A 13,939-nucleotide genomic window follows, 5' to 3' on the forward strand; every position below is an offset into this window, starting at 1 on the left:
AAGTCGCGATTGCTACGTCGCTACTCTTACTTCGTATCCTGGATGCGCTTGACGAGGCTCGAGAGCTTCTCGTCGCCGGCGAACTTCTGATAGACCGGCTTCATCGCGTCGACGAATTCCTGCTTGTTGGCGATCGTCACGACCTGGACGCCGGCGGCCTCGACGGCCTTGCGGGAGGTCTGCTCGCGCTCGTCCCACAGCTTGCGCATGACCGGCACGGAGTCCTTTGCCGCCTTGCGGATCATCGCCTGGTCCTCCTTGCTCAGGGTGTCCCAGACCTTCTTGGACATCACGAGGACTTCGGGCGCCAGCGAGTGCTCGGTGACGTTGTAGAACTTGGCGGCCTCGAAATGGCGCGAGGATTCGTAGGACGGCCAGTTGTTCTCGGCGGCGTCGACGAGGCCGGTCTTCAGCGCGGTGTAGACTTCGCCATAGGGCATCGGTGTCGGGTTCGCGCCGAGGCTCTGGATCATGCCGACCCAGAGGTCGGACTGCTGGACGCGGATCTTCAGGCCCTTGAGGTCGGCGAGCGACTTGACCGGCGCCTTGACCGTGTAGATCGAGCGCGCGCCGCTGTCGTAATAAGCGAGGCCGATCAGGCCCGCGGGCTCCATGGCGGCCAGGATCTCGTCGCCGATCGGACCATCGAGCACGGTGCGCATGTGCTGCGTGTCGCGGAACACGAAGGGCAGGCACAGCGCGACGGTCTCGGGCACGAAATTGTTCAGCGGCGAGGAGTTGATCCGCATCATGTCGAGCGCGCCGATCTTGAGCTGCTCGATCGTGTCCTTCTCGGAGCCGAGGGCGCCGTTCGGAAACACCTTGACGCCGAGCTTGCCGCCGCTCGCGGCAGCGAGCTGCTTGCCCATGAACTTGACGGCTTCGACCGTCGGATAGTCGGCGGGGTGCACGTCGGCGGAGCGGAAATCGCGCGCGGTCGCCAAGGGCGACGAGACCGCCAGCACAGCGGCCGCAATGATACCTGTAAGCGCCTTCATCTTGGCTTCCTCCTCATGTGATTATGTCGTTGTCGGCAGATGCTGCGGCCGCCTTGGGTCGCTGCACTTCAGATGCGAAGTCATGCGACAATATCACGCGTACGGCCAGTGGCATTTTCTGTCCAAGCCAAAGGCGGCATCGATCAATGCAAGACTTGCATCGATCGACGGGGTGCGATCTGGCGCGATGCAACCGGCGGCTCGACCGCCTCATGAGGAGGGAGTCGCCTCGAACGGCCGCGCCAGACCTGCCGGCGTCACATCGGATGCGATCACCTGGCCCGTCCGGCCCTTGCGCCGGGGCGGCGGGGCTGGCATTCCCACGGCTGATCACCAGACCGGCTCGGCGCGTTTGCCGGTTGGTTACCAGCGCCGGGCTACAGCCGGTTCCCGAGCGCTTCCCGCGGCGTTGCTCCGGCCCGTCGCGTCCGATTTCGATTCGACCGAGGTTTTGAGAGCCATGACCGTACGCCTGCACCGCGGCGACCTGCCCGATCTTTCCCGCTACACCTCGTCGGTCGCGATCGACACCGAGACGATGGGGCTCAATCCGCACCGCGACCGGCTGTGCGTGGTGCAGCTGTCGCCCGGCGACGGCTCGGCCGACGTGGTGCAGATCCCGAAGGGGCACACCGACGCGCCGAACCTGAAGGCGCTGCTCGGCAACCCGGACATCACCAAGATCTTCCACTTCGCGCGCTTCGACGTCGCGGCGCTGTTTCACGCGTTCGGGGTGATGCCGCAGCCGGTGTACTGCACCAAGATCGCCTCGCGGCTGGCGCGCACCTATACCGACCGCCACGGCCTCAAGGATCTCGTGCGCGAGCTGCTCAATGTCGATCTCTCCAAGCAGCAGCAGTCGAGCGATTGGGGCGCCGATACGCTCAGCGAGCCGCAGCTCGCTTATGCCGCCTCCGACGTGCTGCACCTGCATGCGCTGCGCGAGAAGCTCGACGTGATGCTCGCGCGCGAAGGGCGGCTGGCGCTGGCGCAGGCCTGCTTCGCGTTCCTGCCCCACCGGGCCACCCTCGATCTGGGCGGATTCGAGGCCGAGGACATCTTCGCGCATTCCTGACGGGGGCGAATCGCAGACGTGTTCACGATCATTAATGTCTCGTAATGATCGCGAGGCCCTTGCGTCGCGATTTCGCGCCAGTTCCAGGCTGCAATGGTGGGGCCCCCCATGGTAGGATGGGCGCTGTTTCACGCGCATCCCGTGTCCGTCGGAGCCCTGGTGAACTCGGTCCACAACCCCGCCTATGATCCCACCCTGCAGGCGCGCTTTGCGGTCGCGGCGCGCCACAGCCGTTTCGTGCGCGTGCTGCGGGTCGCGGTGCCGGCGGCGGTCGGACTGGCGATGGCGGTCGTGATCGGCATCGCGCTGTTCAATCCGTTCCACATGGAGATCAACACCCCCAATCTCACCGGCAACCTCGTCATTTCCGGCCGCAAGATCACGATGGAGACGCCGCATCTGACCGGCTTCACGCCGGACCAGCGGCCCTATGATCTCGTCGCCCGGAGCGCGGTGCAGGACCTCACCGATCCCGATCACGTTGAGCTCAACATCCTCCGCGCCAAGGTGCTGATGGAGGATCAGTCGACGGTGACGTTGAAGGCCAATACCGGCGTGTTCGACACCAAGCAGCAGCAGCTCGAGCTGAAGAAGGACATCCTGCTGACGACGTCGACGGGCTACGAGGCGCGGCTGAGCCGGGCCTCGGTCGACATGGCCAAGGGCACCGTGAGCTCGGACGAGCGCGTCGACGTCAAGCTCACCAACGGGACGCTTTCCGCCGACCGCCTGCGCATCACCGACAATGGCGAGGTCATCCGCTTCGAGGGCAACGTGATGATGAACCTCGACAACATGAATGCCGCTCCGGCCACGACCGCGAGCGCCGATCCCGGCCGTCCGGCCCGCAACGTGAAGTGAGCTCATGACGACGTATCGTTTGATTGCCGCGGTCCGGCGCGGCGCCTCGTTCGGTGCGCTGGCGCTGATCGCGTTCGCCGATCCGCTGCAGGCGCAGAGCGCGACCACCGGGGTGCCGAACGCGCTGCAGGGATTTTCGCAGAACCGCGACCAGCCGATCCAGATCGAGGCCGCTGCGCTCGAGATGCGCGACAAGAAGAAGGAGGCGACCTTCACCGGCAACGTCAAGGTCGTGCAGGGCGATACCACCATGACCTCGAAGTCGCTGGTGGTGTTCTACGACGGCGGCGCCCAGCCGGGCGGCGCCAAGTCGACCAAGGCCACGCCGGCCGCGACGCCTGGGCCGGACGGCAGCTCGGCGATTCGCCGGTTGGAGGCGCGCGGCGACGTCAAGGTGACCCAGAAGGACCAGGTCGTGACTGGCGAGACCGCAGTCTACGACACCAAGACCAACATGATCTCGATGCAGGGCGGCGTGGTGCTGACCCAGTGCAAGAACGTGATGCGTGGCGACCGCCTGACGGTGGACATGACCACCGGGGTGTCGCGGGTCGAATCCGACAGCGGGCGCGGCGTGCAGGTGCTGCTGCCGCAGGCCGGCGCTGGCGCGGGCGGCGGCTGCGGTCCATCGACCGCCTCGGCTCCGGGCAGCGCCGGGCCGCTGCAGCTCGGTCCAGGCAAAACGAAGTGACTTCAATTATTTAGCAAAACGCTGGCGGCCCAGTTGAACCGCGCCGCTGCTGCCTCTATCTAGCGCGTGGGCGGTTCTGTCGCAGGACCGATGTAACGGGAGGCCGTGGAGCCCGTTGCATGGCTGCGAAAGAGTGATGCCGGACACGATTGCGATCTTGCGATCGGTCGCCAGCATGGCGACTGCGACTTCGCCGTCAGACGACAAACTCCGAAGCGCGGCCTGCCGCGCTTTGGCCGGCCTCGCGCTCCCTGTGATCCGCGAGAGAGGTGAGATGCGTTCGCTCGCGGTGAGCGGGCGAGCCAGCGCTGCGGTCGGTGACGGGCAGCCTCGAAGGGCGTAAGCGAAGCGGGGATGGTGGATCTACTCGGCATGTTTCGTGGGCGTCCCGCCAAGCGCGGCCAGCGAGGCTCGGCGCGCCGGCGCGACGACATCACGGCCATGGACGATCCGTTCGGCAATTCCTACAGCGATGATCCGCTCGCCGCGCTCGCCGACTCCGTGCGCGATGAAACGGTGCCACGCATCAATCCGCGCTCGCCGCAGAACACCGAGCAGATCCAGCGCAAGCGGCCGGCCTCACAGCCGGCACCGGCCAAGCCGCGCAACAATGGCGCAGGCGGTGGCCCGCAATTGCTGCGCCGGCCGGGCTTCCTGGCCGTGCATTCGATCGAGAAGAGCTTTGGCAGCCGCCAGGTCGTGCGCGGCGTCTCGATCTATGTCCGCCGTGGCGAGGCGGTCGGGCTGCTTGGGCCGAACGGCGCGGGCAAGACCACCGTGTTCTACATGATCACCGGCCTGATCAAGGCCGATCGCGGCGCCATCGAGCTCGATGGCCATGACGTGACGCGGCTGCCGATGTATCAGCGCGCGCGGCTCGGCATCGGCTACCTGCCGCAGGAGGCCTCGATCTTCCGCGGCCTCACTGTCGAGCAGAACATCCGCGCCGTGCTCGAGGTCGTCGAGCCCTCGCGCAAGAAGCGCGAGCGCGAGCTCGACGCGCTGCTGGAAGAATTCACCATCACGCGGCTGCGCAAGTCGCCGTCGATCGCGCTGTCCGGCGGCGAGCGCCGCCGCGTCGAGATCGCGCGCGCGCTGGCCACGCGCCCGAACTACATGCTGCTCGACGAGCCGTTTGCCGGCATCGACCCGATCGCGGTCGGCGACATCCAGCAGCTGGTGCGCCATCTCACCAATCGCGGCATCGGCGTGCTCATCACCGACCACAATGTCCGCGAAACGCTCGGCCTCACCGACCGCGCCTACATCGTGTACGCGGGGCAGATTCTCACCGAAGGCAGCCCGGAGGAGATCGTCGCCGATCCCGACGTGCGCCGGCTGTATCTCGGTGAGGAATTCCGGCTGTAGGGTTGCCGACGCGCTGTTTGTCCGCTTTGTCGGACACCGGACAGGTCACGCAAACGCTGCGAATACCGCTGTTTCCAACTGCTTTGCGAGGGCCGGTAACCTCGTCTTCCGCGCGCCATACTCCCTTTTTCTTATTCGTCAAGCCGTGTACATCGCGCGCGGATTAGGATAAGCAAGAATTGGACCAGTAAGGGAATGTTCTTGCTCCCATGGCGTTGACGCAGAGATTAGAATTCCGCCAGTCGCAGTCGCTGGTGATGACGCCGCAGCTGATGCAGGCGATCAAGCTGCTGCAACTGTCCAATCTCGACCTCTCCACGTTTGTCGAAGAGGAGCTGGAGCGCAACCCGCTGCTGGAGCGCGCGAGCGACGGTCCGGAAGCGCCGGTCGTCGGCGAGCAGCAGATGTCCGAGCGGGCCGAGTTCTCGGAAGGTGGCGAGGCCGGCGGCGACGATTTCGGCGAGGGCGCGAGCGGCGGCGAGAGCTTCGAGGGCGCCCAGGACGACTGGATGAGCCGCGATCTCGGCACCCGTACGGAGATCGAACAGACGCTCGATTCCGGGCTCGAGAATGTGTTCTCCGAAGAGCCCGCCGAAGCGGCCGCGCGGACCGCGCAGGACGCCGCGCCGACCACCTACACCGAATGGGGCGGTGGTGCCTCCGGTGATGAGGACTACAATCTCGAAGCCTTCGTCGCGGCCGAGACCACGCTGTCGGATCATCTCGCCGAGCAGGCGGCGGTGGCCTTCACCGCGCCGGCCGACCGCATGATCGGCCAGTACCTGATCGATCTCGTCGACGAGGCCGGCTATCTGCCCGCCGATCTCGGCCAGGCCGCCGACCGGCTCGGCGCCGAGCAGGCCGACGTCGATGCCGTGCTCGGCGTGCTGCAGACGTTCGATCCGCCCGGCATCTGCGCCCGCAATTTGAGCGAATGTCTCGCGATCCAGCTGCGTGAGCTCGACCGCTACGATCCGGCGATGCAGGCGCTCGTCGAGCACCTCGATCTCCTGGCCAAGCGCGACTTCGTCGCCCTTCGCAAGCTGTGCGGCGTCGACGACGAGGACCTCGTCGACATGATCGGCGAGATCCGCAGGCTCGATCCGAAGCCGGGGCTGAAGTTCGGCACCACGCGCACACAGACCATGGTGCCCGACGTCTACGTCCGCCCGGGTCCCGACGGCGGCTGGCTGGTCGAGCTCAACAGCGACACGCTGCCGCGCGTCCTGGTGAACCAGCACTATTACTCCGAGCTGTCGAAGACGATCCGCAAGGACGGCGACAAGTCCTACTTCACCGACTGCCTGCAGAACGCGACGTGGCTGGTGCGCGCGCTCGATCAGCGCGCCCGCACGATCCTGAAGGTCGCGACCGAAATCGTGCGCCAGCAGGACGGCTTCTTCACCCACGGCGTCGCGCATCTGCGGCCGCTCAACTTGAAGGCCGTTGCGGATGCGATCCAGATGCATGAATCGACGGTTTCGCGCGTCACCGCCAACAAATACATGGCGACCAATCGCGGCACGTTCGAGCTGAAATATTTCTTCACCGCCTCGATCGCATCGGCCGATGGCGGCGAGGCGCACTCGGCGGAAGCCGTGCGCCATCACATCAAGCAGCTGATCGATGCGGAAGATCCCTCCGCAATTCTCTCCGACGACACCATCGTCGAGAAGCTGCGGACCGCCGGCATCGACATCGCCCGCCGCACGGTCGCGAAATACCGGGAGGCGATGCGGATCCCGTCCTCGGTGCAGCGCCGCCGCGACAAGCAGAGCATGCTGGCGCATGCCCTGTCGGCCCCCGCCAGCGCCGACCGCACCCGGGATGCCGCGTCAGTTTGACCGTGCCCCGCGATTGCGCCTTAACCAAATAGGCTTAGTGTCACACTTGGTTCACATGAATCGAGGCGACACATGACCCTGCGGATTTCCGGAAAGAGCATCAGCGTCAGCGAAGCGCTGCGTGGGCGCGTCAGCGAGCGCACCGACGAAGTCTTGCGAAAATACTTCGACGGCAACTATTCCGGCCATGTCACGCTCTCCAAGGACGGTTTCGGGTTCAAGACCGATTGCGCCCTGCACCTCGATTCCGGCATCACGCTCGAGGCCGAATCGAATGCGCCGGACGCCTATGCCAGCGCCGACCAGGCGCTCCTGATGATCGAGAAGCGCCTGCGCCGCTACAAGAGCCGGCTGAAGGACCGCTCGGGGCGCAAATCCCATGCGGCCAATGCGGCGCTCGCCAATCTCGACGGCGCGGTGCTGGATGCGCCGAGCTACGTGATCGAGGCGCCGGCCGAGGGCGACGAGGAGATCACTGGCTACAGTCCGGTGATCATTGCCGAGAACACCACGGCGCTGAAGCGGCTGTCGGTGTCGGAAGCGGTCATGGAGCTCGATCTTTCGGGGGCGCCCTGCATGGTGTTTCAGCATGGCTCCAGCGGCCGGGTGAACATCATCTACCGCCGCGCCGACGGCAATATCGGCTGGGTCGATCCACCGGCGGTGAAACCGTAGTCACGCGGATGCGTTCCAGGGATCTCCTGGCGGCGCGAAAACCGGTTCCCGATCAGGCGGTTGGCGGACGGGTTGCGACGTCACGCCACGGCAATGAAGGGATGCGACCAAGCGGTTGGGGCGCTGGCGCCTTCAGGCCGCCACGCTCCGGCGATCTTTAAGGATAGGCTGCGGGAACACGCTTGCGGGTGTTGGCACGGCCGTTGCGTTGGGGTAGAAGCCCCACCCATCGGACACGGGTTAAGCCCGCCTGCCGCCTCAGCTTCTTGACGCCGGTCTGTCCCGACCTATTTCGCACCCTGACGGTTCAATCACCTCGGAACGCCCTATGCCGATTACCGATCTGGTCGCACCCGAGGCGATCGTGCCGGCTTTGAAGGTCATCAGTAAGAAGCAGGCGCTGCAGGAGCTTGCCGCCCGCGCGGCTGCGCTGACCGGGCAGAACGAGCGCAACATCTTCGAAGTGCTGCTGCAGCGGGAGAAGCTCGGAACCACGGCCGTCGGGTATGGCGTGGCGATTCCCCACGGCAAGCTGCCGAAGCTGGAGAAGCTGTTCGGCCTGTTCGCCCGGCTGGAGCGGCCGATCGATTTCGAGGCCATGGACGGCCAGCCGGTCGATCTGGTGTTCCTGCTGCTGGCGCCGGAGGGCGCCGGTGCCGACCATCTGAAGGCCCTGGCGCGGATCGCCCGGCTGCTCCGCGACCAGGATGTCGCCAAGAAGCTCCGTGCCTCGCGCGACGCCCAGGCGATCTATTCGGTGCTGGCGCTGCCGCCCGCCTCCGCGGCCTGACGTCGTATCGCGCCGCCGCCCTGCAAGGACCGGGAAAGCCTGCTGGCCAGCTTCCGCGCCGCACTGAACCCGCTCGTCCGCGCGGGTGGGTGCAACGGCGTCGGCTCGTAGCCGAACTCGACGACGAGCTCCTGGAAGGCCTCGCTGCGGAGCAGGTCGAAATGATGCGGCATCATTCGCTCCTTGTAGATGCCGACCTTCCGGCCCCGTCCCGACGACGTCAGACCGCGGCCGAGCACATCGAGCTCCGCGGCCGTCTTCCGCGGCAGCCCCAAATAGTCACAGATGCCGTGAAGGACGGGAAACGACGACCGCGCCACATCGTCGGCCGCGAGCTCTGCATAGAGCTCTTCGAACCTCACGGTCAGGCAGGCCGGCGAGTCCAGCCAGCTCATGAAGTTCTTGATGCCGGACCGGGGCAAAGAGAGGAGGGTCGACGTGATTCGGGAGGCGTCGTCGGGGTGAGCAGCCGATCCGGCCGCCCGCAGATAGGCGTTCCACTTCCGCATCTTCGGGTAGGCCGCCGAATGGTAGACGAAGTCGACCCAGCTCACGACGATGTCGCGGGGGTCGCGGACGATGAACAGTATCTTGTGGTCCGGTCTGCCCAGCAGGTATTGCTCGAGATACGGACAGTACTCGGTGTGCGAGGCGCAGGAGTAGCCGGAACTCAGGGCCGACGCCCAGAGCGGCGCCGGGAGCGCGCGTCCGTAGTCGAGCGAGCCGTCGGGATTCAGCCTGCTGATCGATGACGTGTAGGTGTGATAGCCGACATCGACGTGACCACCCAGCGCTCTGACGAGTTCGACCAGCAGGTACGTTCCTGCTTTCGGCACGCTGTTGCAGATGACGTAGTAAGGGCTCGGTCCCGGCGGAGGACTGTCCACAAAGACGTGCCGGTTGGGGAGGGTCCCGCGTGCAAGCTCTCGATAGACGCCGCCTGCATCAAGCCGTGATCCATGCATTTGCCATCCCTACACATGCTCGTCACACATCGGACTAGCGCGTGCCGCAACGGGGACAACTTAAGGATTGGACACCTTCGCCTTAAACCCGGTTGGATTGTATCTGGTTGTCAAATCGACCGTTCCAGACATCGATGGAAACAAATTTCTCAAAGGCGCTTTCAGCAGCCGCGTCGTCTGACGCCGGCTATCGCAACGATCTCGCCATGTAGCGCACCGTCTTGGCGCCGCCATGGATGCCGGCCGTCGCCAACGGCGCGAAGCCGAGCGCAGCATGAAACGCGTCCGACTGCGGATTGGGCGGATCCAGATTGACCTCGCAGACGATGTGGTCGTGGCCCGCCGCGGTCGCCTCCCGAATCAGCTCCTCATAGAGCTGCCGCGCCAGGCCCCGGCCGCGGGCGGCCGGCGCCACCACGATGCGGTCGACATAGACGAACCGATCGTAGCGCGCCCGGAACCAGCGGTGATTCGGATTGTCATAGGCGGCGGCGTGATCCAGCGCGATCACCAGCGCGTCGGCCCAACCAACGCGCTGGGCGCGCCAGGCTCGATCGACCAACTGCACCAGCGCATCGGGCGAGAGCCAGGACAGCTCCGAAGCATGCGCATTGTTGAGCGCGAGCAGTGCGTCCGCGAGCGCGCGATCTGCGCTCAGCTCTGCGGCGCTCAGGGGTGTTGTCGGCAACGTCATGCGCGGCGCTCGCTCCGGGCAGAAAAAAGGGCCGCCCCCGTTTCCGGGGACCGCCCTCGTGTCAGTGCGTGAGCCACATGGATCTCGTGAGCATCAAGTCTCACGAGACGCGGTTGCCGCAGGCGCTGCGGCGCGGCCTTTGCGTCAGTGCACGCTCACGGCCTGGAGTTCGTGGCTCCAAGCATTCGCAATCGCGGCTTCGCGGCTGTCGGTGAGCATGATCGGCGTGCCGTCAGCGGCATGCAAGGCGAACAGCTTCAGTCCCGGCGCGATGTGCGGTGCCTGCGGAAACAGTCCCGGTACGTCCTCGGAGCGGATCTGCTTCACATAAGCAATGTGGCCCTCGCCCAAGGTAGCCAGCGACTCCAGGGAGACGGGGGATTCCGACGCAACATTACCTTCAGTCATGGTCTCGACTCCTTCTGAGACTCAAGCGGTCGAGTCCGCTACTCGTTCCATCAAACCATTATTCGTGTTCATTGATCGCTATTGTCTTAACGATCCGCTCAGGCTCCGGCCTGGCCAGATCGACCGACAACAACCCGTTCTTCAGGTCCGCACCGAGCACATGCATTCCCTCCGCCAGCACGAAGGTGCGCTGGAAGTGGCGCGCGGCAATGCCGCGATGAATGTATTGCCTGGTCTTGTCGTCCTGCTGCCGGCCGCGGATGACCAGCTGGTTTTCCTCAATGGTGACATCGAGTTGGTCGCGGGTGAAACCCGCCACCGCCAGCGTGATCCGCAGACGCTCGGGCTGGCCATTGGTGCGTTCGAACCGCTCGATATTGTACGGCGGATACCCGTCGGCACCTTTGACGACGCGGTCGAGCACGCGCTCGATCTCGTCGAAGCCCAGCAGAAACGGACTGGAGAGCGAAGGAACACGAGACATGGTTTACAAAGTCCTCTCGAAGCGACTTTGATGTATCAGGGCCCTGTCGGCACCCCTTGAGCAGCAATATGGGCACGATCCGGGGTGCGTTCAAGCACCCCGAATGCGCCGGAACGGTCAGCCTGTGGAAGGGCTTAAGCCGATAGCCGCTGCCGGCCGTCGGCCGAGAACAGGTGCAGCTTGGCCCGCGGCGCCACGGCGCGAATCCGCGCGCCGATCTCCGGCGCGGCCGTGCCCGGCAGCCGCACGATGATGTCGTTGGCGGTGGCGGAGAGCCGGTCGTCGCTGCCGGCGTCCTGGCGCGCGCCGTAGACATAGGTTTCGGCGCCGACGTGCTCGATCGCTTCGACGCGGAGGTCGAGCCCGACCCCGCCCGCCGGAACGGTGTCGCCGAGCTCGAAATCTTCAGGGCGGATGCCGAGCTGGCCGGCATCGGCGGGAACCGCGTCGGCACCGTGCAACTGGGGACGGAGGCCATCGACCGGCATCAGGTTCATCGGCGGCGCGCCGATGAACGATGCGACGAAGGTGGTGGCGGGCTTCTGATAGATCTCGAGCGGATTGCCGATCTGCTCGACCTTGCCGCCGTTCATCACCACCAGGATGTCGGCGAGCGTCATCGCCTCGAGCTGGTCGTGGGTGACGTAGATCGCGGTGGTGTTGAGCCGGCGCTGCAGCTTGCGGATCTCGACCCGCATCGCGATGCGCAGCTTGGCGTCCAGGTTGGAGAGCGGCTCGTCGAACAGGAACACCTTGGGCTGGCGCACGATGGCGCGGCCCATCGCGACGCGCTGGCGCTGGCCGCCGGAGAGCTGGCGCGGCTTCCGCTCGAGCATGGTGCCGAGCTCGAGGATGCGTGCGGCGTCCTCGACGCGCGTCCTGATCTCCTTCTCGGCCATGCCGCGATTGCGCAGGCCGTAGGCCATGTTGTTGTAGACGGTCATATGCGGGTAGAGCGCGTAGTTCTGGAACACCATCGCGATGTCGCGATCGGCCGGCTCGATCGCATTGACGATGCGGCCGCCGATGTCGATCTCGCCCGAGGTGATCGTCTCGAGCCCCGCGACCATCCGCAGCAGGGTGGATTTGCCGCAGCCCGACGGGCCGACCAGCACGCAGAACTGACCGTCGCCGACATCGATATCGACGCCTTTGATGGCTTCGAAGCCGCCCTGGTAGACCTTGCGGACGTTGCGGAGGGTGACGTTGGCCATGGACTGATTACCGGTAGAGGTTGAGCAGCGGGCGGTGGCAGGCGAATGGCGAATGGGGAGTGGCGAGGAGGGGAAGGCGAACGGCTTCTGATGCCCGGATGTCTCTATTCGCTATTCGCCACTCCCTATTCGCCGTCCTCACTTTTCCGTCTCCACCAGCCCCTTGACGAACAGGCGCTGCATGACGACGACGACGAACACCGGCGGCAGCATCGCGAGCACTGCGGTCGCCATGACGATCGGCCACTCCGTCAGCGCGTCGGTCGTCGTGATCATCTTGCGGATGCCGATCTGGATGGTCTGCATGTCGTCGCGCGTCGTGATCAGCAGCGGCCAGAGATATTGATTCCAGCCGAGGATGAACAGGATCACGAATAGCGCCGCCATGTTGGTGCGCGACAGCGGCAGCAGGGTGTCCCAGAAGAAGCGGAACGGCCCGGCGCCGTCGATGCGGGACGCCTCCAGCAGCTCGTCCGGCACGGTCATGAAGAACTGGCGGAACAGCAGCGTCGCAGTGGCGGACGCGATCAGCGGCAGCGCGAGCCCCGCATAACTGTCGAGCATATGGAGGTCGGCGACGATCTTGTAGGTCGGATAGATGCGCACCTCGACCGGCAGCATCAGGGTGATGAAGATGAGCCAGAAGATCGGCATGCGGAACGGGAAGCGGAAGTAGACGACCGCATACGCCGAGATGATCGAGATCGCGATCTTGCCGACGGCGATCGAGAGCGCCATGACCAGCGAGTTCAAAAGCATCGTCGCAACCGGCTCGCGGGTCGAGCCGCTCGTGCCGACGAAGATCGTCTGATAGTAGGTCGACAGGAAGTGCCCGCCCGGCAGCAGCGACATCTGCCCGTTGGCGATCACCGCATTGTCCTGCGTCGAGGCGACGAATGCGAGATAGACCGGGAACGCGACGATCGCGATTCCGATCCACAGGATGACATGCGCGACGTAGCGTCGAATGCCTTCTTGCTCGACCATCAGTAGGTCACCTTGCGCTCGACGAAGCGGAACTGGATCGCCGTCAGCACGATGACGATGACCATCAGAACGACGGATTGTGCAGCCGAGGAGCCGAGATTGCCGCCGAGCAGGCCATCGGTGTAGACCTTGTAAACCAGCGTCTCGGTGGACTTGCCAGGACCGCCGCGGGTCATCGTGTCGATGATGCCGAACGTCTCGAAGAAGGCGTAGACGATGTTGATCACCAGCAGGAAGAAGATGGTCGGCGACAGCAGCGGGAAGGTCACGGTCCAGAACCGCCGCATCGGCCGTGCGCCATCGATCGCGGCGGCTTCGAGCACGCTCTTGGGGATGCTCTGCAGCCCGGCGAGGAAGAACAGGAAGTTGTAGGAGATCTGCTTCCAGGCGGCCGCGAGGATGATCTGCAGCGCCGCCTGGTCGCCGTCGAGCAGCGGATTCCAGTCGATGCCCATGGCGCGCAGATAGCGCGAGATCACGCCGAGCGAGGGGTGCAGCATGAAGATCCAGAGCACGCCCACCACCGGCGGCGCCACGGCATAGGGCCAGATCAGCAGCGTCCGGTACAGCGTCACGCCGCGCAGCGGCTTGTCCGCCATGACCGCGAGCAGCAGCGCGACCGACAGCGACGAGAATGCGATGGCGAAGGAGAAGCCGAAGGTGCGGAGAATGGCTTCAAAATAGTCCGGCTGGCTGAGCAGGTCGGCGTAGTTCTCGAACCAGACGAAGCTCGTGGACAGGCCGAACGCGTCCTGCAGCAGGAACGACTGGATGACGGCCTGGATGGCGGGCCAATAGAAGAAGATCAGCACGATCGCGAGCTGGGGAGCGACCAGCACGAACGGCAGCAGCTTTGACTGGAAGATGGCGTTCTTCTGCATGATC

General features: G+C 65.2%; 15 protein-coding genes. 7 read left to right on the forward strand and 8 right to left on the reverse strand.

The genetic code is table 11. The features are described from left to right. Nucleotides 1-26 precede the first annotated feature (26 nt). On the reverse strand, nt 27-998 hold the full coding sequence (locus ACQR2C_RS24010; protein ID WP_316178966.1) for a TRAP transporter substrate-binding protein: 972 nt from the start codon (nt 996-998) through the stop codon (nt 27-29). A gap of 460 nt (nt 999-1,458) precedes the next feature. Between ACQR2C_RS24010 and ACQR2C_RS24015 the strand changes: the two genes are divergently transcribed. The 7 genes from ACQR2C_RS24015 (at nt 1,459) to ptsN (ending at nt 8,302) form a co-directional block, all read left to right on the forward strand. Beyond that, complete coding sequence (locus ACQR2C_RS24015; protein WP_315805644.1) at nt 1,459-2,073, forward strand: ribonuclease D; 615 nt, start codon at nt 1,459-1,461, stop codon at nt 2,071-2,073. A gap of 159 nt (nt 2,074-2,232) precedes the next feature. Continuing rightward, nucleotides 2,233-2,934, forward strand: coding sequence for an LPS export ABC transporter periplasmic protein LptC (gene lptC, locus ACQR2C_RS24020; protein ID WP_316215388.1), 702 nt, complete (start codon nt 2,233-2,235; stop codon nt 2,932-2,934). Nucleotides 2,935-2,938: 4 nt separating this feature from the next. Beyond that, nucleotides 2,939-3,625, forward strand: coding sequence for an LptA/OstA family protein (locus ACQR2C_RS24025; RefSeq protein WP_434882280.1), 687 nt, complete (start codon nt 2,939-2,941; stop codon nt 3,623-3,625). A gap of 354 nt (nt 3,626-3,979) precedes the next feature. After that, nucleotides 3,980-4,993, forward strand: a complete 1,014-nt coding sequence (lptB, locus tag ACQR2C_RS24030; RefSeq protein ID WP_434882281.1) for an LPS export ABC transporter ATP-binding protein — start codon at nt 3,980-3,982, stop codon at nt 4,991-4,993. A 209-nt stretch (nt 4,994-5,202) separates the two neighbouring features. Further along, on the forward strand, nt 5,203-6,837 hold the full coding sequence (gene rpoN, locus ACQR2C_RS24035) for an RNA polymerase factor sigma-54 (protein ID WP_434882282.1): 1,635 nt from the start codon (nt 5,203-5,205) through the stop codon (nt 6,835-6,837). Between the two features lie 72 nt (nt 6,838-6,909). Next, a complete protein-coding gene (gene hpf, locus ACQR2C_RS24040) occupies nt 6,910-7,512 on the forward strand; it encodes a ribosome hibernation-promoting factor, HPF/YfiA family (protein ID WP_315741249.1) in 603 nt (200 codons plus the stop codon). Nucleotides 7,513-7,840: 328 nt separating this feature from the next. Next, the gene (gene ptsN, locus ACQR2C_RS24045; protein WP_315805649.1) at nt 7,841-8,302 is read left to right on the forward strand and encodes a PTS IIA-like nitrogen regulatory protein PtsN; all 462 of its coding nucleotides are present in this window, start codon (nt 7,841-7,843) and stop codon (nt 8,300-8,302) included. Here the strand turns inward: ptsN and ACQR2C_RS24050 are convergent. The 7 genes from ACQR2C_RS24050 to ugpA all read right to left on the reverse strand — a co-directional run bounded on the left by ACQR2C_RS24050 (nt 8,263) and on the right by ugpA (nt 13,935). Beyond that, nucleotides 8,263-9,267: a sulfotransferase domain-containing protein gene (locus tag ACQR2C_RS24050; RefSeq protein WP_434882283.1), complete on the reverse strand. Its 1,005-nt coding sequence runs from the start codon at nt 9,265-9,267 to the stop codon at nt 8,263-8,265. The genes ptsN and ACQR2C_RS24050 overlap by 40 nt on opposite strands. Nucleotides 9,268-9,454: 187 nt before the next feature. Next, on the reverse strand, nt 9,455-9,961 hold the full coding sequence (locus tag ACQR2C_RS24055) for a GNAT family N-acetyltransferase (RefSeq protein WP_434882284.1): 507 nt from the start codon (nt 9,959-9,961) through the stop codon (nt 9,455-9,457). A 144-nt stretch (nt 9,962-10,105) separates the two neighbouring features. Beyond that, on the reverse strand, nt 10,106-10,369 hold the full coding sequence (locus ACQR2C_RS24060) for a DUF1150 family protein (protein WP_009026315.1): 264 nt from the start codon (nt 10,367-10,369) through the stop codon (nt 10,106-10,108). A 58-nt stretch (nt 10,370-10,427) separates the two neighbouring features. Beyond that, nucleotides 10,428-10,853 carry an Hsp20 family protein gene (locus ACQR2C_RS24065; RefSeq protein WP_006613108.1) on the reverse strand — a complete coding sequence of 142 codons (426 nt, stop codon included), beginning with the start codon at nt 10,851-10,853 and terminating at the stop codon, nt 10,428-10,430. A 134-nt stretch (nt 10,854-10,987) separates the two neighbouring features. Next, on the reverse strand, nt 10,988-12,067 hold the full coding sequence (locus tag ACQR2C_RS24070) for a sn-glycerol-3-phosphate import ATP-binding protein UgpC (RefSeq protein ID WP_315805652.1): 1,080 nt from the start codon (nt 12,065-12,067) through the stop codon (nt 10,988-10,990). Between the two features lie 138 nt (nt 12,068-12,205). Continuing rightward, nucleotides 12,206-13,054: a sn-glycerol-3-phosphate ABC transporter permease UgpE gene (gene ugpE / locus ACQR2C_RS24075; protein ID WP_315805653.1), complete on the reverse strand. Its 849-nt coding sequence runs from the start codon at nt 13,052-13,054 to the stop codon at nt 12,206-12,208. Further along, on the reverse strand, nt 13,054-13,935 hold the full coding sequence (gene ugpA, locus ACQR2C_RS24080) for a sn-glycerol-3-phosphate ABC transporter permease UgpA (RefSeq protein ID WP_315805654.1): 882 nt from the start codon (nt 13,933-13,935) through the stop codon (nt 13,054-13,056). The genes ugpE and ugpA overlap by 1 nt, the downstream gene beginning before the upstream one ends. Between the last annotated feature and the right edge of the window lie 4 nt (nt 13,936-13,939).

The organism is Bradyrhizobium sp. HKCCYLRH3061 (assembly GCF_051168015.1).
Classification (GTDB): domain Bacteria; phylum Pseudomonadota; class Alphaproteobacteria; order Rhizobiales; family Xanthobacteraceae; genus Bradyrhizobium.

What these genes read in the sequence shown, in the direction of transcription:
- ACQR2C_RS24010 (WP_316178966.1), bottom strand. Translation starts at nt 998, where the DNA reads ATGAAGGCGCTTACAGGTATCATTGCGGCCGCTGTGCTGGCGGTCTCG.
- ACQR2C_RS24015 (WP_315805644.1), top strand. Translation starts at nt 1,459, where the DNA reads ATGACCGTACGCCTGCACCGCGGCGACCTGCCCGATCTTTCCCGCTAC.
- ACQR2C_RS24025 (WP_434882280.1), top strand. Translation starts at nt 2,939, where the DNA reads ATGACGACGTATCGTTTGATTGCCGCGGTCCGGCGCGGCGCCTCGTTC.
- lptB (WP_434882281.1), top strand. Translation starts at nt 3,980, where the DNA reads ATGGTGGATCTACTCGGCATGTTTCGTGGGCGTCCCGCCAAGCGCGGC.
- rpoN (WP_434882282.1), top strand. Translation starts at nt 5,203, where the DNA reads ATGGCGTTGACGCAGAGATTAGAATTCCGCCAGTCGCAGTCGCTGGTG.
- hpf (WP_315741249.1), top strand. Translation starts at nt 6,910, where the DNA reads ATGACCCTGCGGATTTCCGGAAAGAGCATCAGCGTCAGCGAAGCGCTG.
- ptsN (WP_315805649.1), top strand. Translation starts at nt 7,841, where the DNA reads ATGCCGATTACCGATCTGGTCGCACCCGAGGCGATCGTGCCGGCTTTG.
- ACQR2C_RS24050 (WP_434882283.1), bottom strand. Translation starts at nt 9,267, where the DNA reads ATGCATGGATCACGGCTTGATGCAGGCGGCGTCTATCGAGAGCTTGCA.
- ACQR2C_RS24055 (WP_434882284.1), bottom strand. Translation starts at nt 9,961, where the DNA reads ATGACGTTGCCGACAACACCCCTGAGCGCCGCAGAGCTGAGCGCAGAT.
- ACQR2C_RS24060 (WP_009026315.1), bottom strand. Translation starts at nt 10,369, where the DNA reads ATGACTGAAGGTAATGTTGCGTCGGAATCCCCCGTCTCCCTGGAGTCG.
- ACQR2C_RS24065 (WP_006613108.1), bottom strand. Translation starts at nt 10,853, where the DNA reads ATGTCTCGTGTTCCTTCGCTCTCCAGTCCGTTTCTGCTGGGCTTCGAC.
- ACQR2C_RS24070 (WP_315805652.1), bottom strand. Translation starts at nt 12,067, where the DNA reads ATGGCCAACGTCACCCTCCGCAACGTCCGCAAGGTCTACCAGGGCGGC.
- ugpE (WP_315805653.1), bottom strand. Translation starts at nt 13,054, where the DNA reads ATGGTCGAGCAAGAAGGCATTCGACGCTACGTCGCGCATGTCATCCTG.
- ugpA (WP_315805654.1), bottom strand. Translation starts at nt 13,935, where the DNA reads ATGCAGAAGAACGCCATCTTCCAGTCAAAGCTGCTGCCGTTCGTGCTG.